The organism is Williamsia sp. CHRR-6 (assembly GCF_018474015.1).
Taxonomy (GTDB): domain Bacteria; phylum Actinomycetota; class Actinomycetes; order Mycobacteriales; family Mycobacteriaceae; genus Williamsia_A.
In genome coordinates, this window is the sequence record NZ_JAHCSG010000001.1 from 65956 (window position 1) to 88768 (window position 22813).

General features: G+C 69.4%; 24 protein-coding genes. 2 read left to right on the forward strand and 22 right to left on the reverse strand.

The features are described from left to right. Window positions 1-2: 2 nt before the first annotated feature. The 16 genes from trpC to nadA all read right to left on the reverse strand — a co-directional run bounded on the left by trpC (window position 3) and on the right by nadA (window position 13932). Entirely contained in the window at window positions 3-821 is an 819-nt protein-coding gene (gene trpC, locus KIK15_RS00270; RefSeq protein WP_214242192.1) for an indole-3-glycerol phosphate synthase TrpC, read from the reverse strand. A 162-nt stretch (window positions 822-983) separates the two neighbouring features. Next, a complete protein-coding gene (locus KIK15_RS00275) occupies window positions 984-1778 on the reverse strand; it encodes a TIGR02234 family membrane protein (protein WP_214242193.1) in 795 nt (264 codons plus the stop codon). Then, window positions 1775-3343 (reverse strand): anthranilate synthase component I, encoded by a 1569-nt coding sequence (locus KIK15_RS00280; RefSeq protein WP_214242194.1) that lies wholly within the window; start codon window positions 3341-3343, stop codon window positions 1775-1777. Before KIK15_RS00280 ends, KIK15_RS00275 begins: the two co-directional genes overlap by 4 nt. Before the next feature lie 4 nt (window positions 3344-3347). Beyond that, complete coding sequence (locus tag KIK15_RS00285; RefSeq protein WP_214242195.1) at window positions 3348-3530, reverse strand: tautomerase family protein; 183 nt, start codon at window positions 3528-3530, stop codon at window positions 3348-3350. A gap of 153 nt (window positions 3531-3683) precedes the next feature. Continuing rightward, window positions 3684-4046, reverse strand: coding sequence for a phosphoribosyl-AMP cyclohydrolase (hisI, locus tag KIK15_RS00290; protein ID WP_214242196.1), 363 nt, complete (start codon window positions 4044-4046; stop codon window positions 3684-3686). 32 nt (window positions 4047-4078) lie between these two features. Beyond that, complete coding sequence (gene hisF / locus KIK15_RS00295) at window positions 4079-4852, reverse strand: imidazole glycerol phosphate synthase subunit HisF (RefSeq protein ID WP_214242197.1); 774 nt, start codon at window positions 4850-4852, stop codon at window positions 4079-4081. After that, window positions 4849-5676, reverse strand: coding sequence for an inositol monophosphatase family protein (locus tag KIK15_RS00300; RefSeq protein ID WP_214242198.1), 828 nt, complete (start codon window positions 5674-5676; stop codon window positions 4849-4851). The genes hisF and KIK15_RS00300 overlap by 4 nt, the downstream gene beginning before the upstream one ends. Further along, window positions 5673-6413, reverse strand: coding sequence for a bifunctional 1-(5-phosphoribosyl)-5-((5-phosphoribosylamino)methylideneamino)imidazole-4-carboxamide isomerase/phosphoribosylanthranilate isomerase PriA (gene priA / locus KIK15_RS00305; protein ID WP_214243151.1), 741 nt, complete (start codon window positions 6411-6413; stop codon window positions 5673-5675). Before priA ends, KIK15_RS00300 begins: the two co-directional genes overlap by 4 nt. Window positions 6414-6453: 40 nt before the next feature. Further along, complete coding sequence (locus KIK15_RS00310; protein ID WP_214242199.1) at window positions 6454-6738, reverse strand: hypothetical protein; 285 nt, start codon at window positions 6736-6738, stop codon at window positions 6454-6456. Then, a complete protein-coding gene (gene hisH / locus KIK15_RS00315) occupies window positions 6735-7376 on the reverse strand; it encodes an imidazole glycerol phosphate synthase subunit HisH (protein ID WP_214242200.1) in 642 nt (213 codons plus the stop codon). Before hisH ends, KIK15_RS00310 begins: the two co-directional genes overlap by 4 nt. Next, entirely contained in the window at window positions 7373-7990 is a 618-nt protein-coding gene (hisB, locus tag KIK15_RS00320; protein WP_214242201.1) for an imidazoleglycerol-phosphate dehydratase HisB, read from the reverse strand. The genes hisH and hisB overlap by 4 nt, the downstream gene beginning before the upstream one ends. Then, window positions 7987-9147, reverse strand: a complete 1161-nt coding sequence (locus KIK15_RS00325) for a histidinol-phosphate transaminase (RefSeq protein ID WP_214242202.1) — start codon at window positions 9145-9147, stop codon at window positions 7987-7989. Before KIK15_RS00325 ends, hisB begins: the two co-directional genes overlap by 4 nt. Beyond that, window positions 9144-10499: a histidinol dehydrogenase gene (gene hisD / locus KIK15_RS00330; protein ID WP_214242203.1), complete on the reverse strand. Its 1356-nt coding sequence runs from the start codon at window positions 10497-10499 to the stop codon at window positions 9144-9146. Before hisD ends, KIK15_RS00325 begins: the two co-directional genes overlap by 4 nt. A 319-nt stretch (window positions 10500-10818) precedes the next feature. Continuing rightward, window positions 10819-11862 carry an NAD(P)-dependent alcohol dehydrogenase gene (locus tag KIK15_RS00335; RefSeq protein WP_307851665.1) on the reverse strand — a complete coding sequence of 348 codons (1044 nt, stop codon included), beginning with the start codon at window positions 11860-11862 and terminating at the stop codon, window positions 10819-10821. A gap of 151 nt (window positions 11863-12013) precedes the next feature. Next, window positions 12014-12886, reverse strand: a complete 873-nt coding sequence (gene nadC, locus KIK15_RS00340) for a carboxylating nicotinate-nucleotide diphosphorylase (protein ID WP_214242205.1) — start codon at window positions 12884-12886, stop codon at window positions 12014-12016. After that, window positions 12883-13932, reverse strand: coding sequence for a quinolinate synthase NadA (nadA, locus tag KIK15_RS00345; RefSeq protein WP_374222793.1), 1050 nt, complete (start codon window positions 13930-13932; stop codon window positions 12883-12885). The genes nadC and nadA overlap by 4 nt, the downstream gene beginning before the upstream one ends. Before the next feature lie 180 nt (window positions 13933-14112). Here nadA and KIK15_RS00350 point away from each other — a divergent pair, with 180 nt between their 5' ends. Continuing rightward, a complete protein-coding gene (locus tag KIK15_RS00350) occupies window positions 14113-14814 on the forward strand; it encodes an NUDIX domain-containing protein (protein ID WP_214242207.1) in 702 nt (233 codons plus the stop codon). Window positions 14815-14854: 40 nt separating this feature from the next. Here KIK15_RS00350 and KIK15_RS00355 read toward each other — a convergent pair whose 3' ends face one another. From KIK15_RS00355 to KIK15_RS00380, 6 genes are all read right to left on the reverse strand, one after another. Further along, complete coding sequence (locus tag KIK15_RS00355; protein WP_214242208.1) at window positions 14855-15496, reverse strand: DUF2567 domain-containing protein; 642 nt, start codon at window positions 15494-15496, stop codon at window positions 14855-14857. Next, window positions 15493-15783, reverse strand: coding sequence for a hypothetical protein (locus KIK15_RS00360; RefSeq protein WP_250323875.1), 291 nt, complete (start codon window positions 15781-15783; stop codon window positions 15493-15495). The genes KIK15_RS00355 and KIK15_RS00360 overlap by 4 nt, the downstream gene beginning before the upstream one ends. A 9-nt stretch (window positions 15784-15792) precedes the next feature. Further along, window positions 15793-16842: a biotin synthase BioB gene (bioB, locus tag KIK15_RS00365; protein WP_374222794.1), complete on the reverse strand. Its 1050-nt coding sequence runs from the start codon at window positions 16840-16842 to the stop codon at window positions 15793-15795. A 97-nt stretch (window positions 16843-16939) separates the two neighbouring features. Further along, entirely contained in the window at window positions 16940-17635 is a 696-nt protein-coding gene (gene bioD / locus KIK15_RS00370) for a dethiobiotin synthase (protein ID WP_214242209.1), read from the reverse strand. Then, on the reverse strand, window positions 17632-18882 hold the full coding sequence (locus KIK15_RS00375) for an 8-amino-7-oxononanoate synthase (protein ID WP_214242210.1): 1251 nt from the start codon (window positions 18880-18882) through the stop codon (window positions 17632-17634). The genes bioD and KIK15_RS00375 overlap by 4 nt, the downstream gene beginning before the upstream one ends. A gap of 60 nt (window positions 18883-18942) precedes the next feature. Next, window positions 18943-20253, reverse strand: coding sequence for an adenosylmethionine--8-amino-7-oxononanoate transaminase (locus KIK15_RS00380; RefSeq protein ID WP_214242211.1), 1311 nt, complete (start codon window positions 20251-20253; stop codon window positions 18943-18945). Between the two features lie 347 nt (window positions 20254-20600). Here KIK15_RS00380 and KIK15_RS00385 point away from each other — a divergent pair, with 347 nt between their 5' ends. Next, window positions 20601-22790 (forward strand): acyltransferase family protein, encoded by a 2190-nt coding sequence (locus KIK15_RS00385; RefSeq protein WP_214242212.1) that lies wholly within the window; start codon window positions 20601-20603, stop codon window positions 22788-22790. Window positions 22791-22813 lie beyond the last annotated feature (23 nt).

Below are 22813 nucleotides of genomic sequence, written 5' to 3' on the forward strand. Positions count from 1 at the left end.
TCTCAGCGTACCGGTTTGGGACACGACGGATGGGTACCGGCGGTGACCAGCTCGGCGACCGCCGCACGGGGATCACCGCTGGTGACCAAGCCTTCGCCGACCAGCACCGCATCGGCGCCGGCGCCGGCGTAGGCGAGCAGATCGGCCGTCCCACGGACGCCGGACTCGGCGATCCGGATTATCTCGGTGGGCAGGCCCGGCGCGATGCGGCCGAAGCAGTCGCGGTCGACCTCGAGGGTCTTGAGGTTGCGGGCGTTGACGCCCACGATGGAGGCACCCGCCTGCAGCGCGCGGTCGGCCTCTTCCTCGGTGTGCACCTCGACCAGGGCGGTCATCCCCAGCGACTCGGTGCGATCGATCAACGAGGCCAAGACGTTCTGTTCCAGCGCGGCCACGATCAGCAGGATCACGTCGGCACCGTGGGCGCGCGCCTCGTGGATCTGATACGGCCCGACGACGAAATCTTTGCGCAGGACCGGGATCTGCACTGCGGCCCGCACCGCGTCGAGGTCGGCCAGCGAACCACCGAACCGGCGTTGCTCGGTGAGCACGCTGATGATCCGCGCCCCGCCGGCCGCATACGCACCGGCCAGCGCGGCCGGATCGGCGATCGCGGCCAACTCGCCCTTCGACGGGCTGGCTCGTTTGACCTCGGCGATGACTCCGATACCGGGCTCGCGTAGCGCGGCGGCGGCGTCCCGGGGAGCGGGTGCCGCGGCGGCGGCGGCCTTGACCGCAGCGAAGTCGAGCGTCGCCTCGCGCGCGGCGACGTCGGCGCGGACACCATCGAGAATCGAATCCAGAACAGTCGGCGAACTCATGGCTGCTCAACCCCCCTTTCGGCGGTGTGGTGGCGTCCGCTCGGCGAGGCGGCCGTTGACGCGGTTCTCGTCCGCCACAGGGTAGCCCGCAGCCCACCCGTCAGATCGAGCGGGTCGGGGGTTCCCAGGCCCGCAAGATCCTGGTCTCAGCCACCGCGTCACTCACCGCTCCTGGTCGGACGGACCGGATGTGGCGCCGGGGCTGGTGGGGTCGTCGCCGCTGTCGAGGGCATCCCAGAGCATCCGCTCGGTCAGCTCGGGGTCGGCGCCGTGGGTCCCGGTGTCTGCAGCCCGCGGCGAGTTCTCGCCCGTCGCCGCCCGAGCACGCTCGGCGAACACCTTCTCCTCCAGCTCCGCACGCCGCGCCGCGGGCGACTGATAGCGGGTGGAGAGGGCACCGGCACCACGGGCTGCCCGCAGCAGCACCACCGCTGCGGCCACGGCCAGCGCCGAGGCAAGCAACACCAGCAGCGACACCGCCTTGTGCGTCTCCACCGACAGTGGTCGGTACAGCGACGGGAGGTCGACGGCCTTACTGGCATAGGTCACCGCGTTGGACTCGGTGAGCAGCGAGACGGCGGGGATGGCTCCCACCACGGCGACGATCGCCACGATCACCGCCACCAGAGCCAGCGCCCAGCCGCGCACCGCGACCGCCGCAGCGATGGCCGCCACCACCACGATCGCCAGCGGGGTCAGCACCGGGCTCCAGTCGGCGCCGTGCACGGTGAACTCGCGCGGTGGACTCATCCCGTCGGCGGCCACCAGCTTGGCCCACGGCAGCCGCGAGCTACTCCACATCGCTGCCGCGGCCAGCGCGAGCAGGACCGACGCGACGGTCAACCGACGTCGCCGGGCCGAGGCAGGCAGCGTGGGGTCGGGGGAACCGCTGGACTTCGCGGAATGGCCGGAGCGGGGGGTGGGATCGGAGCCGGGATCGGAGCCGGCGCTGGTCATGGGTTCTCCTCTGCGGCAGTCGCGGTGGTGACCGGGGCGTGCGCGGAGACCCGTTGCATCGTCTGCGCGGCGGCCACTGCCGCGAGCACGGTGCGTGCCTTGTTGCGAGCCTCGTTGAACTCGTACTCGCCGACACTGTCGGCCACCACTCCGCCACCGGCCTGCACATATGCGGTCCCCTCCGACATCACCGCGGTGCGGATGGCGATGGCGGTGTCGGCGTCGCCGGCGAAGTCGAGGTAGCCGACGATGCCGCCGTAGAGACCGCGGCGGGTCAGTTCGTGTTCGTCGATCAGTTCCATCGCCCGCACCTTCGGGGCGCCGGTCAACGTGCCCGCCGGGAAGCATGCGGTGACCGCGTCCAGGGCACCCGCCTCGGGACGGAGCCGACCGGTGACCGTGGAGACCAGATGCATGACGTGGCTGTACCGCTCGATGTGTCGGTAGTCGTGCACGCTCACCGTGCCCGGCTCGCACACCCGCCCGAGGTCGTTGCGACCGAGGTCGACGAGCATCAGGTGCTCGGAGTTCTCCTTCTCGTCGGCCAACAGGTCCTTGGCCAGCAGGGCGTCCTCTTCCTCGGTGGCACCACGCCACCGCGTGCCCGCGATGGGGTGGGTGGTCGCAGTGCGGTCAGACACCGTGACCAGCGCCTCGGGACTCGATCCGACGATGGTGAACGGCGCGCGACCGATCCCCGGTACCCGCAGCAGATACATGTAAGGGCTCGGATTCGATGCTCGCAGAACGCGATACACGTCGATGGGGTCGGCGTCGGTGGTCATCTCGAACCGCATCGACGGCACCACCTGGAAGGCCTCACCGGCCTCGATCTCGCCCACCAGGGTGGTGACGATGTCGTCGTAGTCGGCGAGGCTGCGTTGGCTGCGATAGTCGGGGTCGGGCCGCGAGTACGTCGACACCGTCGAAGGCGCCGGGGCCGCGAGCGCAGCGGTCATCCGATCCAGCCGGGCCACCGCGTCGTGGTAAGCCTCCTCGGCCCGATCGTCGGTGCCGTCGAAGTTGATGGCGTTGGCGATCAGGGTGATCGAGCCTTCGTGGTGATCCACCGCTGCGAGGTCGGCGGCCAACAGCATCATCATCTCGGGGATGCCGAGGTCGTCGACGGTGGTGTCGGGCAGCCGTTCGAGCCGACGCACCGCGTCGTAGGCGAGGAAGCCGACGAACCCGCCGGTGAGCGGCGGCATGCCCGGCAGCCGGTCGGTGGCGAGCAACCGCAGGGATTGCGCCAACGCCTCCAACGGATCGCCGTCGCGTGGGGCGCCCGCGGGAACGGTCCCCCACCAGTGCGCCTGGCCGTCGACCACGGTGAGTGCGGCCGGCGATCCGGCGCCGATGAACGACCAGCGAGACCAGGAGCGGCCGTTCTCGGCCGACTCCAACAGAAAGGTCCCGGGACGATCGCCGGCCAGCTTCCGGTACGCCGAGAGCGGCGTCTCGGAATCGGCGAGCACCTTGCGGGTGACCGGCACCACGCGGTGGTCGCGGGCGAGATCGAGGAAGTCGGCCAGGGTGGTCGTCGGGTCGTGCGGCGCGGAGGTCACCCCGTCATTGTCCCAACGGTTCGCCACCGACTCCCCAGTGGGACCTGGGGACCTCGGTGATGGTGACCCAGACCTGATCGGGGTTCTTACCGGTGGCCTTGGCGTAGGCCTCGGTGACCGCGGCGATCGTCTCGCGTTTGACGCGGTCGCTCAGGCCAGGCGTCTGGGAGATCTGGATGAGGGGCATCGGGTTCCTCTCTGGGCTGTGTCGTCCACCCTACGAGGCCGGGCGTGTCCGACGATCAGACTCGGTCGCCGCATCACGCAGGGGCCGGTGGCTGGGATGGTTCGAATGTCACCCACCCGCACCGGCAGTGGGGCCGGCGGCGGTGTCGGGGTCCTAGCCGCCGTCGGGGTAGGTGTCCATCAGCAAGCTGCGGGTGTCGTCGAAGCAACTGTGGGTGCCGGTGTGACACGCCGGACCCACCTGATCGACGACGAGCAACACCGCGTCACCATCGCAGTCGATGCGAACGTCGTGGACCGCCTGGGTGTGACCACTGGTCTCCCCCTTGACCCAGTACTGCTGGCGGGACCGCGACCAATAGGTGGCGCGCCCGGTCCGCAACGTGCGGTCCAACGCCTCGTCGTCCATCCACGCCAGCATCAACACCGCGCCGGTGGCGCGTTCCTGCACCACCGCAGCGATCAGACCATCAGCGTTGCGGGACAGGCGGTCTGCGATCTCCGGAGCCAAGGCCACGGCAAAATCCTCACTGTTGCAGCGGTTGAAGGTCAGCGCACGGTGACGCCGGCGGAGCGCATCGCGACCTTCACCTCGTCGATGCTCAACTCGCCGAAGTGGAACACCGACGCCGCCAACACCGCATCGGCTCCGGCGTGCACCGCAGGCGCGAAGTCCGCAGCGGCACCCGCACCGCCGGAGGCGATGACCGGCACCGACACCGCAGCACGCACCGCGGTGATCATCGGCAGGTCGAACCCGTTCTTGGTGCCGTCGGCGTCCATCGAGTTGAGCAGGATCTCGCCCACCCCGAGATCCTGGCCGCGCCGCGCCCATTCCACCGCGTCGATGCCGGTTCCGCGGCGACCACCGTGGGTGGTCACCTCCCACCCCGATGGTGTGCGCTGCGCGCCGGTCGGCACGGTGCGGGCATCCACCGACAGCACGATGCACTGGGCACCGAACTGCCTGCTCATCTCCGCGAGGACCTCCGGGCGGGCGATGGCTGCAGTGTTCACCCCCACCTTGTCGGCCCCGGCGCGCAGCAGCACGTCCACATCGTCGACCGTGCGTACACCGCCTCCGACGGTGAGCGGGATGAAGACCTGATCCGCGGTCCGCCGGACCACGTCGAGCATGGTGGCGCGCCCCGAACTCGAGGCCGTCACATCGAGGAACGTGAGCTCGTCGGCCCCGGCCGCGTCGTAGGCGGCCGCCAACTCGACCGGGTCGCCGGCGTCACGCAGATCGACGAAGTTGACGCCCTTCACCACCCGTCCGGCGTCGACGTCAAGACACGGGATCACCCGTACCGCGACGGTCATGACCGGCCCGCCGGGTCGCCCACTGCGGCAATGATCTCGAGGAGTTCGCGGTGCACGCCCGCATTCCCGGCGAGCATCGACGGCGACAGGGCCGTCCACGGCGCGCCGAAGAGGTCGGTGACCACGCCACCTCCGGCGCGGACGAGAGCGGCACCGGCCGCGTTGTCCCAGGCGTGGTGGCCGAAACACACTGCACCCCCGACGTTCCCGGCGGCACACAGCGCCATGTCCATGCCGGTGCTGCCCAATTGTCGGATCCGGGACACCCGCCGAGAGATCTCGCCGAGGACGTCCACCCGCCATCGGCCGGGGAATCGACCGCCGTGGTCGAGGTTGAAGGCCCCGAAGGCGATCACCGAATCGGCCAGCGCCGAACTACGCAGTGGCGCAATGGGTTCGCCGTTGCGGATGACCGGACCCTCGACGAAGGCCTGCAGGCGCATGTCCACCATCGGCAGCCAGGTGAGACCCAGGACCGGCTGTCCGTCGTGCAGCAGCCCGAGCAGGGTGCCCGCGAACGGCAACCCGGCCGAATAGTTGTAGGTACCGTCGATCGGATCGACCACCCACACCGTGCCCTCGGTGACCGGTGGTCCACCGAACTCCTCACCGTGGACCGCGATGCCCGTGCGCTCGGTCAGCTGGGCGGTGATGGTGCGTTCGAGCTCGAGGTCGAGCTCGGTGGCGAAGTCGTTGCCCCCCTTGTCGACTGCGCTCGGTGCCCCCACCCCCGCCAGGAACCGGGGGGTGATCTCGTCGAGCAGGTCGGCCGCGATCGACAGCAGTCTCGGCGGATCGAGCTCAGAGGGCAACTGCAGACTCATCGGGCCACCGCGGCCAGCGCCTCGGGCAGGGTGAAACGACCGGCGTACAGCGCCTTTCCGATGATCGCCCCCTCGACGCCGCGGTCGGTGAGCTCGGCGATCGCAGTGAGATCGGCCAGCTCGGAGATACCGCCGGAGGCGATGACCGGCGCGGTGGCGGCATCGGCAACCGCAGCCAACAGCTCCAGATTCGGTCCGGTCAGGGTGCCGTCCTTACCCACGTCGGTCACCACGTAGCGGCTGCACCCGTCGCGTTCGAGGCGTTCGAGGACTTCCCACAGGTCGCCACCGTCGGTCACCCAGCCCCGTCCGCGCAGCCGGAACTGTCCGTCGACGTTCATCGCATCGAGGCCGACCGCGATCCGCTGCCCGTGCTCACCGAGGACCCGCGCGCACCACTGGGGGTCCTCGATGGCCGCGGTACCGAGGTTGACCCGGGTGCATCCGGTGGCCAGGGCCGCCGCCAGTGACGCGTCGTCGCGGATTCCGCCGGAGAGTTCGACGTTCACGTCGAGCTCCCCGATGACCGCCGCCAACAACTCGCGGTTGTCGCCACGCCCGAACGCGGCGTCGAGGTCGACCAGGTGAATCCACTGCGCGCCGTCACGCTGCCAGGCCAGCGCCGCCTCGCGCGGCGAGCCGTAGGAGGTCTCCGATCCGGCCGCCCCCTGCACCAACCGCACGGCCTGACCGTCGGCCACATCCACAGCGGGCAGCAACTGCAACGTCGTCCCCATCGTCGCGTCCATCTCCTCGATACTCATGTCTGATCGGTGTTCATGTCTGATCTGCCTCCGTCGATCCCAGGGCAGCTGGATCCGGCCTCTGCGCACGGGCGCTCGCGGTGCTCGTCGCGGCCACCGCCCGGTTGACCATCCGGTTGGACACCAGTGCCATCACCGCGATCATCGCGACGATCGCCAGCACTGCGACCACCAGTGCCGCAGGCGGTGACACCCGGGTGACGGCGTAGACGACCGGTGTCGAGACGACCAGCACGAGCACCCCGGACCCCAGGGTGACCACCGCCAAACGCGCGATCGACAGCCGCGCGCCGCTCACAGCGACGCCACCCAGTTGGCCAGCAGCCGGGCCCCCGCGTCGCCAGACTTCTCGGGATGGAACTGGGTGGCACTGAGCGGACCGTTCTCCACCGCGGCCAGGAACCGCGCACCGTGCTCGGCCCAGGTGGTGATCGCGGGCGCGATCACCGAACCGTCGGAGTCCAGTTCCCAGGTCTGCGCGGCGTAGGAATGCACGAAGTAGAAGCGGGTCTGGGCGTCGAGTCCGTCGAACAGAACCGATCCGGCCCCGACGTCCACGGTGTTCCACCCCATGTGCGGCAGCACCGGTGCAGGCAACCGCGTCACGCTGCCCGGCCACTGGCCGCACCCTGCGGTGTCCACCCCGAACTCCACGCCGTGCTCGAACATGATCTGCATGCCCACGCAGATGCCCAAGACCGGACGCCCGCCGGAGAGGCGGCGGTCGATGATCCGCTCGCCGCGGACCGCGCGCAGACCCTTCATGCATGCTTCGTAGGCACCGACACCCGGCACCACCAGACCGTCACTGTCCCCGGCCACCGCGGCATCGGAGGTGACCGTGACCTGCGCACCGGTGCGTTCGAGCGCGCGCTGCACCGACCGCAGGTTGCCCGACCCGTAGTCCAAGACGGCAACCGTGGCCGTGGAGGTCACAGAGCACCCTTGGTCGAGGGCACCCCGGACACCCGCGGGTCGGACTCGGTGGCTGCGCGCAACGCCCGCGCCACCGCCTTGTACTGCGCCTCGGTGATGTGGTGTTGATCGCGTCCGTGGACGACCCTGACATGCAACGCGATTCGCGCGTTGATGGCGAACGTCTCGAAGACGTGCCGGTTGATCACCGTGTTGTAGGCGACCCCTGGGTTGCCGCCGATGACCGCGGTCAGCAGGTGGTCGGGTTCCCCGGTGTGCACGAAGTACGGACGACCGGACACGTCCACCGCGGCGTGGGCCAATGTCTCGTCCATCGGGATCCACGCGTCGCCGAAACGCCGGATGCCACGCTTGTCGCCGAGGGCCTGTGCGAACACCTGCCCGAGAACGATGGCGGTGTCCTCGACCACGTGGTGCGACTCGATCTCCACGTCGCCGATGGAGCGCACGGTGAGGTCGAAACTGCCGTGCGCCCCGAAGGCGGTGAGCATGTGGTCGTAGAACGGCACCCCGGTGCTGATCTCGGTGACCCCGGTGCCGTCGAGATCGAGGCTGACCTCGACCGACGACTCGCGGGTGGTCCGTGCGAGGTGGGCGGTGCGGTGCTCGGTCACTGGGGTCCTCCGGATGCTCGCAGGGTTCGGGCGGGTGCCGCCGACAGGTGGCCCGCGGCCACCAGCGCGTCGGCGGCGGCCAGGAACGCGTCGTTCTCTGCGGTGGTCCCGATGCTCACCCGCAGATGGTGTGCGATCCCTACGTCGCGGATCAGGACGCCGTGATCGAGGAAGAACCGCCACGCGGTCGCTGCGTCGTCGAGTCCCCCGAAGAGCAGGAAGTTCGCGTCGGACTCGACCACCGAGAACCCCAGTTCCAGCAACGCCGCCGCCACCCGCTGCCGTTGCGCGATCAGCTCGTCGACGGTGGCCAGGGTGTCGTCGGCGTGGCGCAGCGCAGCGCGGGCAGCAGCCTGGGTGAGCGCCGAGAGGTGATACGGGAGACGGACCAGCAGCACCGCCTCGATGAGCGCGGGCGCAGCGACCAGATAGCCCAACCGCCCGCCTGCGAAAGCGAAGGCTTTGCTCATCGTGCGACTCACCACCAGACGGTCGCCGAACCGGTCGAGCAACCCGATGGCGCTGGGGCGGTCGGAGAACTCGGCGTACGCCTCGTCGACCACCACGATTCCCGGCGCCGCCTCGATCAGGGCGGCGATGTCGTCGAGTGCGACCGAACTGCCGGTGGGGTTGTTGGGCGAGGTGAGAAAGACGACGTCGGGTGTTCGCGCACGGACCTGCGCCACCGCGGCCGCCACGTCGAGGCTGAAGTCGTCGGCGCGGATGAGCTCCAGCCAGGTGGTGTCGGTGCCGCCGGCGATGATCGGGTGCATCGAGTACGACGGCACGAACCCCAGCGCGGTGCGGCCCGGACCCCCGAAGGCCTGCAGTATCTGTTGCAGGATCTCGTTGGATCCGTTTGCTGCCCAGACGTTCTCGACACCGACGGGCACCCCGGTGCGCTCGGTGAGGTAGCGGGCGAGATCAGTCCGCAGCTCGACGGCATCACGATCGGGATAGCGGTGCAACGACCGGGCCGCATCGGCGACCGACGCGGCGAGATCGGCGATCAGCGCCGCCGAGGGCGGGTGGGGGTTCTCGTTGGTGTTCAGCGTGACCGCGACGTCGAGTTGTGGTGCACCGTAGGCCGATCGACCACGCAGCGACTCCCGCAGCGGCAGATCGGCGAGGGTGACCTCAGCGCCGGGTGCGTTCACCGCGGTCCGCCGGGCGATGCCGACGCGTCGCCTCGATCGTCGGCGAACCGCACCCGCACCGCGTCTCCGTGTGCGGGCAGGTCTTCGGCGTCAGCCAGGGTGGTCACCGCATCGGCGACGTCAGCCAACGCGGCACGGTCGTAGTCGACGATGTGCAGTCCGCGCAGGAAGGTCTGCACCGACAGTCCGGAGCTGTATCGGGCCGAACCCGAGGTGGGCAGAACGTGATTGGACCCGGCGCAGTAGTCACCCAGACTCACCGGCGAGTAGCGACCCACGAAGATGGCTCCGGCGTTGGTGATGCGTTCGGCGACCGCCGCCGCGTCCTGAGTCTGGATTTCGAGGTGCTCGGCGGCGTAGGCGTCGACCACCGCGATGCCGTGGTCGAGGTCGTCGACGAGCACGATCCCCGACTGCGGACCCGCGAGTGCAGCGGCCACCCGATCGGAATGCTTGGTGCTCGCCACCTGGCGATCCACCTCGGCGGCCACCCGATCGGCAAGTTCAGTGCTGTCGGTGACCAGCACCGACGCGGCCAACACATCGTGTTCGGCCTGACTGATGAGGTCTGCGGCGACAGCCACCGGGTCGGCGCCGGCATCGGCGAGGATGGCGATCTCGGTCGGTCCGGCTTCTGAATCTATCCCGACCACGCTGCGGCACAACCGTTTTGCCGCGGTCACGTAGATGTTTCCCGGTCCGGTGATCAGATCCACCGGGTCGAGCACCGAACCGTCGTCCTCCACTCCCCCGTAGGTCAACAGGGCCACGGCCTGGGCCCCACCCACGGCCCACACCTCGTCCACCCCGAGCAGCGCACATGCGGCCAGGATCGTCGGGTGCGGCCAGCCGCCGAACGAGGCCTGCGGCGGTGACGCCACCACCAGCGATCCGACGCCCGCCTCCTGCGCGGGCACCACGTTCATCACCACACTCGACGGGTAGACCGCGTTGCCGCCGGGCACGTAGAGGCCCACCCGACTCACCGGCACCCACTTCTCGGTCACTGTGCCGCCGGGTGCCACCTGGGTGCGCACGGCGTCGCGACGCTGATCGGCGTGCACGATCCGCACCCGGCGGATGGATTCCGACAGAGCTGCACGCACCGACGGGTCGACGGCCGCCAATGCGTCGGCGAGTACCTGGGCCGGAACCTGCACCGACTCGGGGGTGACGCCGTCGAACTGCTGCCCGAACTCCAGCGCCGCGATCGCACCTCGCTCCCGCACGGCCGCGACCACCGGGGCGACGGTCCCGAGTACCGAGTCGACATCGGTTCCCCCTCGGGGCAGCGCGCGACGAAGCTGTGCGGCATGACGGGTGCCACCACGAAGGTCGGTTCGGGAAAGCATGCGGGCGCGATCTCCTGGGTCGTTCGGGCCTGGTCAATTGAGGATATGCGGTCCGGCCAGCCGATTTTTCATCGCGGTACCCCGGTGGGTCGGGCGCGAGGTGATCGGCGACGATCACCACGCGCGACCCCGCGCATGACATCGGCCGCCGGATCCACCGAGTAGGCGGGTTCCGACGGCCGATGGCGTTCGGTCTGGCAGGTGCGATCGCGGGATCACCGCACACCTGGTGGGGTCAGACCGACGTCATGTCACCGCAGCATTCGCGGTGTACACCAGCGCACCGAGCACGCGATGGGGTCCAGCCCGGCGGGGTCGGTCAGGCGAGGCTGGCGATGTCGATGACGAAGCGGTATTTCACATCCGACTTCACCACCCGGTCGTAGGCCTCGTTGACCTGATCGGCGGTGATCGTCTCGATCTCGGCACCGATGTGGTGTTCGGCGCAGAAGTCGAGCATCTCCTGGGTCTCGGCGATGCCACCGACCAGCGATCCGGCGATGGATCGACGGTTGGTGAGCAGGCTGAAGGCACGGATCTCCAGCGGATGCTCGGGTACCCCCAGTTCGACCAGGGTGCCGTTGATGGCCAGCAGCGACAGGTACTTGTCCAGCGGCAGGTTGACCGAGACGGTGTTGACGATGAGGTCGAACTGCCCGGCCAGCTCGCTGAACGTGTTCTTGTCGGAGGTGGCGTAGTAGTGGTCGGCACCGAACTTCTTGCCGTCGGCCTCCTTGCTCAACGACTGGCTGAGCACGGTGACCTCGGCGCCCAGTGCGTGCGCGATCTTGACACCGATGTGTCCGAGACCGCCCATGCCGAGCACGGCGACCTTCTTCCCCGGCCCGGCACCCCAGTGCTTGAGCGGCGAGTACAGCGTGATGCCGGCGCACAGCAGGGGCGCGGCCTGGTCGAGCTCGATGCCGTCGGGGATGCGGACGACGAACTTCTCGGTCACCACGACCTGCTGGGAGTAGCCGCCATGGGTGGGTTCGCCGGTGTACTCGGCGGAGTTGTAGGTGGAGACGACGCCCTTGGCGCAGAACTGCTCGTAGCCGTCCTTGCACGCCGCACACTCACCGCAGGAGTTGACGAAGCAGCCGACCCCGACGCGGTCGCCCACCTTGTGCAAGGTCACCTCGGACCCGACCGCAGCGACGGTGCCCGCGATCTCGTGACCGGGGACGACGGGGTAGCTGGTGCCGCCCCATTCGTCGCGCGCGGTGTGGATGTCGGAGTGGCAGATGCCGGCAAAGGCGATGTCGATCAGCACATCATGGGGGCCCAGCTCGCGTCGCTCGATGGTGGTACGGACGAGGGGCTCGGTCGCCGACACGGCGGCCACGGCATTCACGGTTGGCACAAAAGATCCTTTCGAAACCATGCGTTCATGCGACCGGTGGGTCACATGGTCGTACGCGAGGCTCAACATCAGGCTCGCGCCGGTTTATGCCCGCATGCGCATGATTGTGGTCTGCGCCGCACCGTCGATGCCGGCCACCGGCCGGTGGGCCTCACATGTCCAGGCCGAGGTCCAAGACGCGTACCGAGTGGGTCAGCGCGCCCACGGCCAGGTAGTCGACACCGGTTCGCGCGTAGTCGGCCGCGACCTCCAACGACAGCCCCCCAGAGCTCTCGAGCTTGGTGCTCGGCGCAGCGGAGTTGCGCCGCTGTACCGCCACCCGGGTCTCCCACAATGCGAAGTTGTCCAGCAGGACCAGCCCTACGTCGAGGCCGAGGGCCTCGTCGAGTTGGGCCAACGAGTCCACCTCCACCTCCACCGGCAGCTGTGGCGCCATCGCCCGGACCGCCGCCAACGCTGCGGTCACCGAGCCGGCCGCCGCCACGTGGTTGTCCTTGATCAGCGCGGCGTCACCCAAACCCATCCGGTGGTTGTGGCCGCCGCCGGCACGAACGGCATATTTCTGCAGGCCGCGCAGGCCCGGCAGCGTTTTGCGGCTGTCCCGGATCACCGCGCCGGTGCCGTCCACCGCGTCCACCCACGCCGCGGTGGCCGTGGCGATTCCGGACAGGTGACAGAGCAGGTTCAACGCCGTGCGTTCGGCCGTCAGCATGCCTGCGGTCGGGGCGTCCAGGCGCAGCACGATCGACCCGGGCTGCACGCGGTCGCCGTCGGCCACCCGGTCCGAGACGGTGTAATCCGACCCGATCACCTCGTCGAACACCATCAGGGCCACGTCGAGGCCTGCGATCACTCCAGCACCTCGCGACGCGATGACCGCAGTGGTGCGGGCACCCGCGGGCACGGTGGCCGCAGTGGTGATGTCGGGCCCGTAGCGCAGGTCCTCGTCGAGGGCCCTACGGATCAGTGCCCTGACCTCGTCGTCGTCGAGGTGCTCGTCGACGAGACGACTCGGCTGCGTCATTCGCCACCCCCACCGGGGGTACCGATGGCGATCATCCGCTCGACGCTGGTCCGCGCAGCCGCGGTGATCTCGGCGGGTACGTGCACCTCGTCGGTCCCGTCGCGCAGGCTGCGCAGCAGCGCCTGCGGGGTGATCATCTTCATGTAGCGGCACGAGGCTTTCGGGTTGACCGGCTGGAAATCGACCTCCGGGGCTGCCCGTCGCAGTTGGTGCAACATACCGATCTCGGTGGCCACCAGCACTTCTCGCGCCCCCGTCGAACGGGCAGCGTCGAGCATGCCGCCGGTCGAGAGGATCTTGACCTTCTCGGCGGGCACCGCGCCCTCGCCGGCGAGGTAGAGCGCCGATGTGGCGCAACCACATTCGGGGTGCACGTAGAGTTCGGCGTCCGGGTGGGCAGTGGCCTGCGCGGTCAGTTCGTCGCCGTTGATACCGGCGTGGACGTGACACTCTCCGGCCCAGATGTGCATGTTCGTCCGACCGGTGACCCGCTTGACGTGCGCACCGAGAAACTGATCGGGCAGGAACAGCACCGTGCGATCGGGGTCGATGGAATCGACCACCTCGACGGCGTTGGACGACGTGCAGCAGATGTCGGTCAGCGCCTTGACCTCGGCAGTGGTGTTCACATACGACACGACGACCGCGTCGGGGAACTCTGCCTTCCACGCGCGCAGGTCACCAGCGGTGATCGAATCGGCCAGCGAGCACCCGGCGCGGGCATCGGGGATCAGCACAGTCTTCTCGGGAGCCAATATCTTGGCCGTCTCGGCCATGAAGTGCACCCCACAGAACACGATGGTCTCCTCCGAGGCCGCCGCCGCGATGCGCGAGAGCGCCAGCGAGTCCCCCACGTGATCGGCGACGTCCTGGATGGCCGGCAGCTGGTAGTTGTGCGCGAGGATCGTCGCGCCACGCTGCCGCGCCAGCGCTTTCACCTCCTGCGCCCACTCCGGGCCGGGATCACCGGACTGGGCATCGCCGGACTGGGCATCGCCGGACTGGGCATCGGTGGTGGGGAAAGCTGCAGTCGACATCGGCCGCATCCTCTCGCGAGTGGTGGGTCCCGTCAGGGCTCGGCGAGGCTGACGCCGAGGGTTTTCGACTGATGATCGACAACTTGCTCCCAGGGTAGCACCCCCGCGCCACGATCGGCGCGGACCGCACGTCCACGGCCCGCCCGCTCGACCCCGGCCGACCTGCTCCGTCGCCCTACACTGAGCCCCATGACGCCCCCGAGCATCGCCCATGAGGTTCTCGGCGCGGTGTTCGCGGTCGACACCGACAACACTCCCCCACGACTGTCGGTGCTGCTGTGGGAGCGCGCCCAGGATCCCGCCCGCGGTACCTGGTCACTGCCGGGCGGGGTGTTGAGCCCCGACGAGGACCTGAAGTCGTCGATGCGCCGACATCTCGCCGAGAAGGTGGACCTGCGAGAGGTGGCCCACCTCGAGCAGTTGGCCGTGTTCTCCGATCCACACCGCATCCCCGGCCCCCGCACCCTCGCCTCCACGTATCTGGGCCTGGTGCGGCCGGATTCGCTGAATCATCCCGACGCGCAGCTGCCCGCCGACACCCGCTGGCATCGACTCGACGACCTGCCGCCGATGAGTTTCGACCACGCTGCGATCGTGGCGCTGGCCCGAACCCGCTTGGCCGCCAAGCTCTCCTACACCAACATCGCGTTCGCCTTGGCGCCGACAGAGTTCTCGATGTCGACCCTCAGCGACGTCTACGGCGCGGCGCTGGGCTACCCGGTCGACTCGACCAACCTGCTGCGCATCCTCAGCCGACGTGGGGTGGTGGCGGCGACGGGGACCGTGGGGCGGACCGGGCGCAGTGGTGGTCGCCCACCCGCGCTGTACCGCTTCGCCGAGAACGGATTACGGGTCACCGACGAGTTCGCCACCCTGCGTCCGCCGCCGTGAACAGGCACCGCCGGCCAGTCGATCAGCGCCTGAACGCAGGTCAGTTCGTCGGCTCCCGCACACCAAGTGCTGGATCGCGGGCCCGCAGGACCGCCACCAGGTAGACGATCAGCGCCACGGTCGGGGTCACCGTCACGATGGCCCACGACAGGTCCAGAGCACCGATGCCGGCGCCGCCCAGTCGCAGGCTGACCGAGGACTGGAAATAGCCCCCCGGCGAGGTGTCACCGGCACCGGGATGACGAACTCCTGAGATCAGCCCACCGATGCCGACCCCGAGACCTGATCCGGCCGCCCCTGCCAGCACCAGGACCAGTACCCCGATCGGCCCGCGCACCGCGCGCACCGACCACACGATCACTGCGCTGATCACCCCCACCACCGCACTGATGCAGGCATAGAAGGCGATGGCGTCGAAACGGTGCACGGTGTCTGCGGTCAGGTCGGAAACTCGATCGGTTGCGATCACCACCCCCGCGACACCGGGGGTGATCAGTCCCCACACCACGCCGCCGAGGCTTCCGAGGAGCAGCAGGACACCTGTCACCACGGCGATCGGCGTGAGCGCGGCGAAGGGGTCGCGCCGTGACGGATCGATGCGAGGCGGGTCGGGGAACTGCCCGCTCGCAGCCGAGGTGGAGGTAGGCGCGATCGCCGACTGATCGTCGAACGATCCGGTCATCGTCGACCCAGTTCCGCCGAGTCGACCATTCCGTGCCGCGAGCAGCGCGCCGTCCACCCGGTGGGCACCACCTGCACGATCATCCGACGGCCACACTGCCCGCAGAACCGTGGCGGCTCCAGCCCCAACTGGGCGGCCCGCGGAACCCGTTGCGCGGCATCGTCATCGACCGGCGTACCGGTGTACACGGCGTATCGCAGCGGCTCGGCCAACGGCGACCGACCGGTCGCGGCGACCGCGCGGGGCTCGGCGTCGCGCGGGTCGGGCTGCACTGGGGTGACCGTCATCGCCGCACCTCAGATGCTGTCGTTGAGGGCCTTGATCGGCATCTGCAGATCAGCCAACAGATCCAGGTCGGCCTCAGCCGGACGACCCAGCGTGGTCAGGTAGTTGCCGACGATCACCGCGTTGATCCCGCCGAGGATGCCCTGTTTGGCACCCAGGTCGCCCAGGGTGATCTCGCGGCCACCGGCGAACCGCAGGATGGTGCGTGGCAACCCCAGTCGGAACGCCGCCACCGCGCGCAGGGCATCGGCGGCCGGCAGTACGTCGAGGTCGCCGAACGGGGTGCCCGGGCGCGGGTTGAGGAAGTTCAGCGGCACCTCGTCGGGATCGAGGGCGGCCAGTTCGGTGGCGAACTCAGCCCGCTGCTCCAGCGACTCGCCCATGCCCAGGATGCCGCCGCAGCAGACCTCCATGCCGGCCTCACGGACCATGCGCAGGGTGCCCTCACGCTCCTCCCAGGTGTGGGTGGTCACCACGTTCGGGAAGTGGCTGCGCGCGGTCTCGAGGTTGTGGTTGTAACGGTGCACGCCCATCGCGGCGAGCTCGTCGACCTGCTCCTGGGTGAGCATGCCCAGGCTGCAGGCGATCTGGATGTCGACCTCGTCACGGATGGCCTCGATTCCCGCGGCCACCTGGCTCATGAGTCGTTTGTCGGGGCCACGAACGGCGGCGACGATGCAGAACTCCGTCGCGCCGGTCTTGGCGGTCTGCTTGGCCGCCTCGACCAGCGACGGGATGTCGATCCAGGCGCTGCGGACCGGGGAGGTGAACAGACCCGACTGCGAACAGAAGTGGCAGTCCTCGGGGCAGCCGCCGGTCTTGAGCGAGATGATGCCCTCGACCTCGACCTCGGGTCCACACCACTTCATCCGGACGTCGTGGGCCAGCTGCAGCAGTTCGGTCAGCCGATCGTCGTCGAGGCGCAGTACCTGCAGCACCTGCTCGTAACCCAGGGGTTCGCCGCGCTCCAACACCTGCTCACGGGCGAGCGCGAGGATGTCACCCGCCATCTCGGCTGGGTTGTCTCCGGGGGTGTCGGGGCGTACTGGAGCCTGGGTCACGGGCCCTCCTCGAATGCGAGTCAGATGTGGTGGCCGATCGGCCAGAACCCGCCGTGGCGAGACCGGACGGAGACGACCGTTTCGCCATGAGTCTGCCTCATACCGAGCGAACGCTCTGCACCCAGTCCGGGACGAACCAGGTGGGCGCCGCAGCACAGAACGCGTCGCGGTCCCATGCCCCAGCGCCCTCGGGCACCACCCCGACCACATCGACGCCGGTCAATCGAGGCAGATCGGTGCGGTTGCACTCTTCGGCGAGTCCTGGCTGGGCGGGCCAGGAGCCGATCACCAGGCCCGCGACGCGGAGGCCGCGATCGGTGACGGCACCGACGGTCAGCTCGGTGTGGTTCAACGTGCCCAGCCCGGCCCCGACCACCACCAGCACCGGAGCCTGCAGTGCGTCGGCGACGTCGAGCAGGGTCAGGTCCGGGCCCAGCCGCACCAGCACCCCGCCGGCACCCTCGACGAGTACGTGGTCGTGGTCGTGGAGTTCGCGCACGGCGGCGACGATGGGCCCCAGCGTGGCCGGTGCCATCCCGGCGCGGGTCGCTGCTGTCTCCGGGGCCAGCGGATCTGGATAGCGCAGCACTTCTCGGGTGTCGCGAACGCCGGCCAGTCGAACTATCTCGGCCAGGTCACCGGGCTCATCGACCCCCACCCCGGTCTGCACCGGCTTGCACACCGCCACCGATGCGTCGCGACCGTCACCCCCGGTCAGCGTCGCGGCCAGTGCGGCAGTGGCCACCGTCTTGCCCACATCGGTCGAGGTGCCGGTGACGACGATGACGCTCATCGCGGCAGGCCGAGCTCAGCGACCGCCTCATCGGGCTGGTCGAGGACCTCAGCCCGCGCCGCGCAGACCACCGCGGCCACCCGATCGATCGCGGCGTCGGTCAGGTCGGCGCGCACCGTGAGCCGGATGCGGGAGGTGCCCGGCGGCACCGACGGCGGCCGGAAACACCCGACCAGCACCCCGTCGGCGCGACACCTCTGCGCGAGCGCCACCGCTGCGGCCGGGTCGCCGACGATCAGCGACACCACCGCCGCCGATGGATTGGGGGCGCCGCACGCCCGGGCCAACCGGGCGGCGTTGACGCGCACCCGGTCGACCACCTCTGGTTGCGCCCTCAGCACGTGCAGGGCGGCGCGCGCAGCGCCCACCGCGGCCGGGGCGAGTCCGGTGTCGAAGATGAAGGTGCGAGCCCGATCGATGAGGTGATCGCGAACCGCCTGGGATCCCGCCACCACGCCACCTTGGGCACCGAGCGACTTGGACAACACCCCGGTGACGATCAGATCGGCGGCACCGCTGAGCCCGAGCTCGTCGACGATCCCTCGACCACCGCGCCCCCGGACCCCGATCGCGTGGGCCTCGTCGACCACCAGGACCGCGCCGTGTGCGCGGGCGGCGGCGTAGAGCTCGGCCACCGGAGCCACCTCGCCGTCGATGCTGTAGACCGAGTCGGTGACCACCATCGCGCGTTCCTCGTCGCGGTGGGCCAGCGCTTGTCTGACCGCAGCGTGATCGCCACGATCGACCACCACGACCCGGGCCCGCGACAGGCGACACCCGTCGATGAGCGAGGCGTGGGCACCTGCGTCGCTGACGATCAGGTCGCCGCGACCCATCAATGCGGTGATCACCCCGACGTTGGCCAAGTATCCCGACGAGAAGACCACCGCTGCGGGTGTGCCCAGGAACTCGGCCAGATCGGACTCGAGCTGATCATGTAGCTCGGTGGTGCCAGTGACCAGACGTGACGAGGTGGCCCCGGTACCCCAGGTGCGCACCGCGTCCACTGCGGCGTCGACGACCCGCGGGTCGCGGGCCAGGCCGAGGTAGTCGTTGGAGGCGAGATTCAGCAGTTCCTCCCCGACCCGACGTGGCATCAGCGTGCGGTGCAGCCCCTCGTCGGCCCGGACCGCGGCAGCATCGGCCAACCAGGCCAGCGCCGAATCGGCCACAATCGGGTCCGACCCGGACGGACGCGACACGGCCGGGTTCGACACGTCACCGGGGTGGGGTTCATGGGCAGTCATCGTCTCCGACCATCTCACACCGGTTGGCTCAGCACGCCGACCACCGCGGTAGCGAGGCCGTCACCGGTTCTGACCGTCGAGGTGACGCGCATGGTCGGTCACCACCGCGGCGATGCCGGCGACGATGGTGTCGATGTCGGCGTCGGTGCAGACGAACGGCGGCATGGTGTAGACCAGCGCGCCGAACGGTCGCAGCCACGCCCCCGCCGCCGTCGCGGCCGCAGTGGCTCGTTCCATGTCGGCCGGGGAGTCGAGTTGCACCACACCGATGGCTCCGAGAACGCGAACGTCGGCGACGCCGGGACGGTCGCGCAGCGGTTCGAGACCGGCACGCAGGCGCGTCTCGATGCCCCGCACCCGGGTCCGCCAATCGTCGGCGAGCAGCAGGTCGATCGAGGCCTGCGACACCGCACAGGCCAACGGGTTGGCCATGAACGTCGGGCCGTGCGCCAGCACGCCCATGCTCCCGCCGCTGATGGCGGTGGCGATCTCGCTCGTGCAGAGCGTGGCCGCCAGGCTGAGGTATCCACCGGTCAGCGCCTTGCCCACACACATGATGTCGGGGGTGACCCCGGCGTGATCGGCCGCGAACAGCTCTCCGGTGCGACCGAACCCGGTGGCGATCTCGTCGAAGATCAACAACACCGCGTTCTCGTCACAGATCCGACGTAGCGCACGCAGCGTATCGGGCTGGTGAAAGCGCATACCACCGGCGCCCTGCACGATCGGCTCGACGATCACCGCCGCCACCTCGTGCGCGTGCTCCACCACCATGCGCTCGAGTTCGGCGACGTAGTCCTCGTCGTGTCGCGGCGGCGGCGCAGGCGCGAACAGGTGCTCGGGCAGCACCCCGGTCCACGCCGAGTGCATGCCGCCGTCTGGATCGCACACGCTCATCGGGGTGAAGGTGTCGCCGTGGTAGCCGCCGCGCCAGGTGAGCAGCCGCGTGCGATCGATCCCCTGACCGCGCCAGAACTGCAACGCCGTCTTGACGGCCACCTCGACCGCCACCGACCCGGAGTCGCTGAAGAACACGTGAGCCAGGCCCTGCGGGGTGAGATCGACCAGCGTGCGCGCCAGCCGTGCCGCGGGCTCATGGGTGAGCCCACCGAACATCACATGCGACATCGACTGCAGTTGGGTGGTGACCGCGGCGTCGAGTACCGGATGCGCGTACCCGTGGATGGCCGCCCACCACGAGCTCATCCCGTCGACCAACTCGGTGCCGTCGGCCAGGTGAAGCCGGACGCCCTGCGCGGAGGTGACCACCAGCGGCGCGGGGCGCCGTGCGGGCAGCGAGCCATAGGGATGCCAGATGAGGTCGGCATCGATCGCGGCGATCTCGGACGGGGTGAGACGAGGTGCAGACATCACCGGCCACGGTAATCGCCGCCATCGGTCACCGACATCGCCGCCATCGGCGACGACGTGACTCCCGCCGAGGCCACGACCGGGGCGCGCGCCGCGCCGAGTCGGAGCACTGCACACGCAGTCCGGCCGAGTAATCTCTCGATTGCCAGCGTCGGCGGATCGGTGGAGACCACCCGCGGTATTCGCCGCCCGGCCGTGGTCTCCCGAGCCAGGAACCGGCCACCGAGGTGCCTGGGGCGCGACGGCCCCTGACGCAAACAGGCCCAGCCGCAAACAGGCCCAGCCGCAACGGGCCCTGACGCAACCAGCCCTGACGCGACGACAATTTCTGAATCGAGCACAGCGACGTGGTGACCGCACCCACCCGACCGACCGCGTCGGCACATGCGCGTCGGGGCGCGGGCGGCCACCGGCGCGATCTCGACGGGTTGCGCGGCATCGCGATCGTGTTGGTGGCGTGTTTTCACATCTGGTTCGGCCGGGTGTCGGGAGGCGTGGACGTCTTCCTCACCCTGTCGGGGTACTTCTTCGTCGGTTCTCTTCTGCGTCACACGATCTCGTCGCTGAACCAGCAACCGTCCGGGTGGCCGCAATTGCTCTCGGCGGTGAACCCGGGGCCTCGATTGGTCCGGTTGGTGCGTCGGCTGCTGCCGGGTCTGATCGTGGTGTTGGTGGCGATCACCGTGTTGACCGTGGAGGCGTTGCCGCGCACCCGATGGATGCCCACCTTCCACGAGGTGGTCGCGTCGGCGCTGTACTACCAGAACTGGTTCCTGGCCTTGAACTCCGAGGACTACGCCGCGGCGAGCTCGGCGAACAGTCCGCTGCAGCACCTGTGGTCGATGTCGGTGCAGGGACAGTTCTTCGTGGTGACGCTGGTCAGTGCCCTCGCCCTGACCGGTGTGCTCTCCGGCGCGGCGCAGCTGCCGGTGCTGCAGCGCTTCGGTGTCCTGCGACGCGAGAGCGTGATCCGGGCAGTCGTCGGGGTGGCGATCGCAGCGGTGGCGGCGGTGTCGTTCGCGTGGGCGACCCACCGGATGTCGATCAACCAACCGTTCAACTACTACGACACGATCGCGCGTACCTGGGAGCCGCTGGCCGGTGGCCTCCTCGCCGTGTACACCCCCCGCCTGCGGGTGCCACTCGCGCTGCGTACCGGCATGATCGCGGTCGCGCTCGGGGTGATCGTCAGCTGCGGGTTCTGGATCGACGGCGTGGACTCCTACCCGGGCCCCTGGGCGCTGGTCCCGGTGTCGGCGACCCTCATCATCATCTGGGCCGGGGCGCAGGCACCGGACACCGCGCAACGTTCGCCGATGACCGCACTGCTGGCCGGTCGGGTGACCGTGTGGTTGGGGTCGATCTCCTACGCGTTGTATCTGTGGCACTGGCCGTTGCTGATCTTCTACCTGGCCCACCGCGGGATCGACCATGCCTCGTTCGTCGAGGGTCTCGGGATCCTCGTGGTGTCGATCGGGGCGGCGTGGATCACCACCGTCTGCGTGGAGAAGCCGTTGCGGGCTCCGTCATCGGCGGCCGGTTCGACCGGCACCCACCGAGCCCGGTCGAGTGTGCGGTGGCGCCGTGCATACCCGGTGCTGCTCACCGTCTGCCTCGTCGCCGCCACCGTGACATGCGGCGTCGGTATCCGCGCCTGGGAGCGCCATGTCGACCGGATCGTGGTGAACACCGCCGCCCTGGACCCGGAGGTGTATCCCGGTGCCCGCGCCTTCTTCGACGGTGTTCCGGTTCCCCGCGTGGATCCCGTGCCCGAGGCGTTGGCCGTGGTCAAGGACCTGCCCGCCACCGTTCGCGACGGCAACATCAGCAACTTCACCGACCCGACCATCCGGGTGGGCGTGTACGGCGACCCGACGGCCACACGCACCATCGCGCTGGCCGGTGGTTCGCATGCCGAGTACTGGATCACCGCACTCGACCTGATCGGAAAGATCCAGCACTTCCGGGTGACGACGTACCTGAAGTTCGGATGCCCACTGTCAAGCGACCCCGCACCGGTGGTCAACGGGGTGCCCTACCCGCAGTGTGGTGATTGGGTGAACCGCGTGATGGACCGGATCATCGCCGATCGTCCCGATGCGGTGTTCACCAACACCACCCGGCCCCGCGACGGCGTCGTCGGGGAATGGGTGCCACCGGATTACCTACCCATCCTGGACCGATTCGATCGGGCCGGGATCCCCATCCTCGGTGTGCGCGACAGTGTGTGGCCGCACAGCGCCACCGGCCCGATCGACACGCCCACCTGCCTGGCCGGCGGGGGCACCGCACGCAGTTGTGGGACCACCCGCGCGAGCGCGTACGACGAAGTCAACCCGACTCTCGCGCTGGTCAGCCGCTTTCGGATGCTCAAGCCGATCGATCTGTCCAACGGCTGGTGCGACCGCTCGTTCTGCCCGGCGGTGGTGGGCAACATCAGCGTGTACCGCGACTGGCACCACCTCAGCGCGACATTCGTGCGCAGCTTGGCCCCGGAACTGCAGCGTCAACTGCGCGCCGCGCTGCCGTGGGCGTGAGCGTGGCGTTCGGACTGAGAGCG

What these genes read in the sequence shown, in the direction of transcription:
- priA (WP_214243151.1), bottom strand. Translation starts at nt 6,413, where the DNA reads ATGGGGACGACGTTGCAGTTGCTGCCCGCTGTGGATGTGGCCGACGGT.
- KIK15_RS00285 (WP_214242195.1), bottom strand. Translation starts at nt 3,530, where the DNA reads ATGCCCCTCATCCAGATCTCCCAGACGCCTGGCCTGAGCGACCGCGTC.
- KIK15_RS00275 (WP_214242193.1), bottom strand. Translation starts at nt 1,778, where the DNA reads ATGACCAGCGCCGGCTCCGATCCCGGCTCCGATCCCACCCCCCGCTCC.
- hisF (WP_214242197.1), bottom strand. Translation starts at nt 4,852, where the DNA reads ATGACCGTCGCGGTACGGGTGATCCCGTGTCTTGACGTCGACGCCGGA.
- KIK15_RS00350 (WP_214242207.1), top strand. Translation starts at nt 14,113, where the DNA reads ATGACGCCCCCGAGCATCGCCCATGAGGTTCTCGGCGCGGTGTTCGCG.
- nadC (WP_214242205.1), bottom strand. Translation starts at nt 12,886, where the DNA reads ATGACGCAGCCGAGTCGTCTCGTCGACGAGCACCTCGACGACGACGAG.
- trpC (WP_214242192.1), bottom strand. Translation starts at nt 821, where the DNA reads ATGAGTTCGCCGACTGTTCTGGATTCGATTCTCGATGGTGTCCGCGCC.
- KIK15_RS00375 (WP_214242210.1), bottom strand. Translation starts at nt 18,882, where the DNA reads ATGACTGCCCATGAACCCCACCCCGGTGACGTGTCGAACCCGGCCGTG.
- KIK15_RS00380 (WP_214242211.1), bottom strand. Translation starts at nt 20,253, where the DNA reads ATGTCTGCACCTCGTCTCACCCCGTCCGAGATCGCCGCGATCGATGCC.
- nadA (WP_374222793.1), bottom strand. Translation starts at nt 13,932, where the DNA reads ATGCGGCCGATGTCGACTGCAGCTTTCCCCACCACCGATGCCCAGTCC.
- KIK15_RS00360 (WP_250323875.1), bottom strand. Translation starts at nt 15,783, where the DNA reads ATGACGGTCACCCCAGTGCAGCCCGACCCGCGCGACGCCGAGCCCCGC.
- bioD (WP_214242209.1), bottom strand. Translation starts at nt 17,635, where the DNA reads ATGAGCGTCATCGTCGTCACCGGCACCTCGACCGATGTGGGCAAGACG.
- hisD (WP_214242203.1), bottom strand. Translation starts at nt 10,499, where the DNA reads ATGCTTTCCCGAACCGACCTTCGTGGTGGCACCCGTCATGCCGCACAG.
- KIK15_RS00355 (WP_214242208.1), bottom strand. Translation starts at nt 15,496, where the DNA reads ATGACCGGATCGTTCGACGATCAGTCGGCGATCGCGCCTACCTCCACC.
- KIK15_RS00300 (WP_214242198.1), bottom strand. Translation starts at nt 5,676, where the DNA reads ATGAGTCTGCAGTTGCCCTCTGAGCTCGATCCGCCGAGACTGCTGTCG.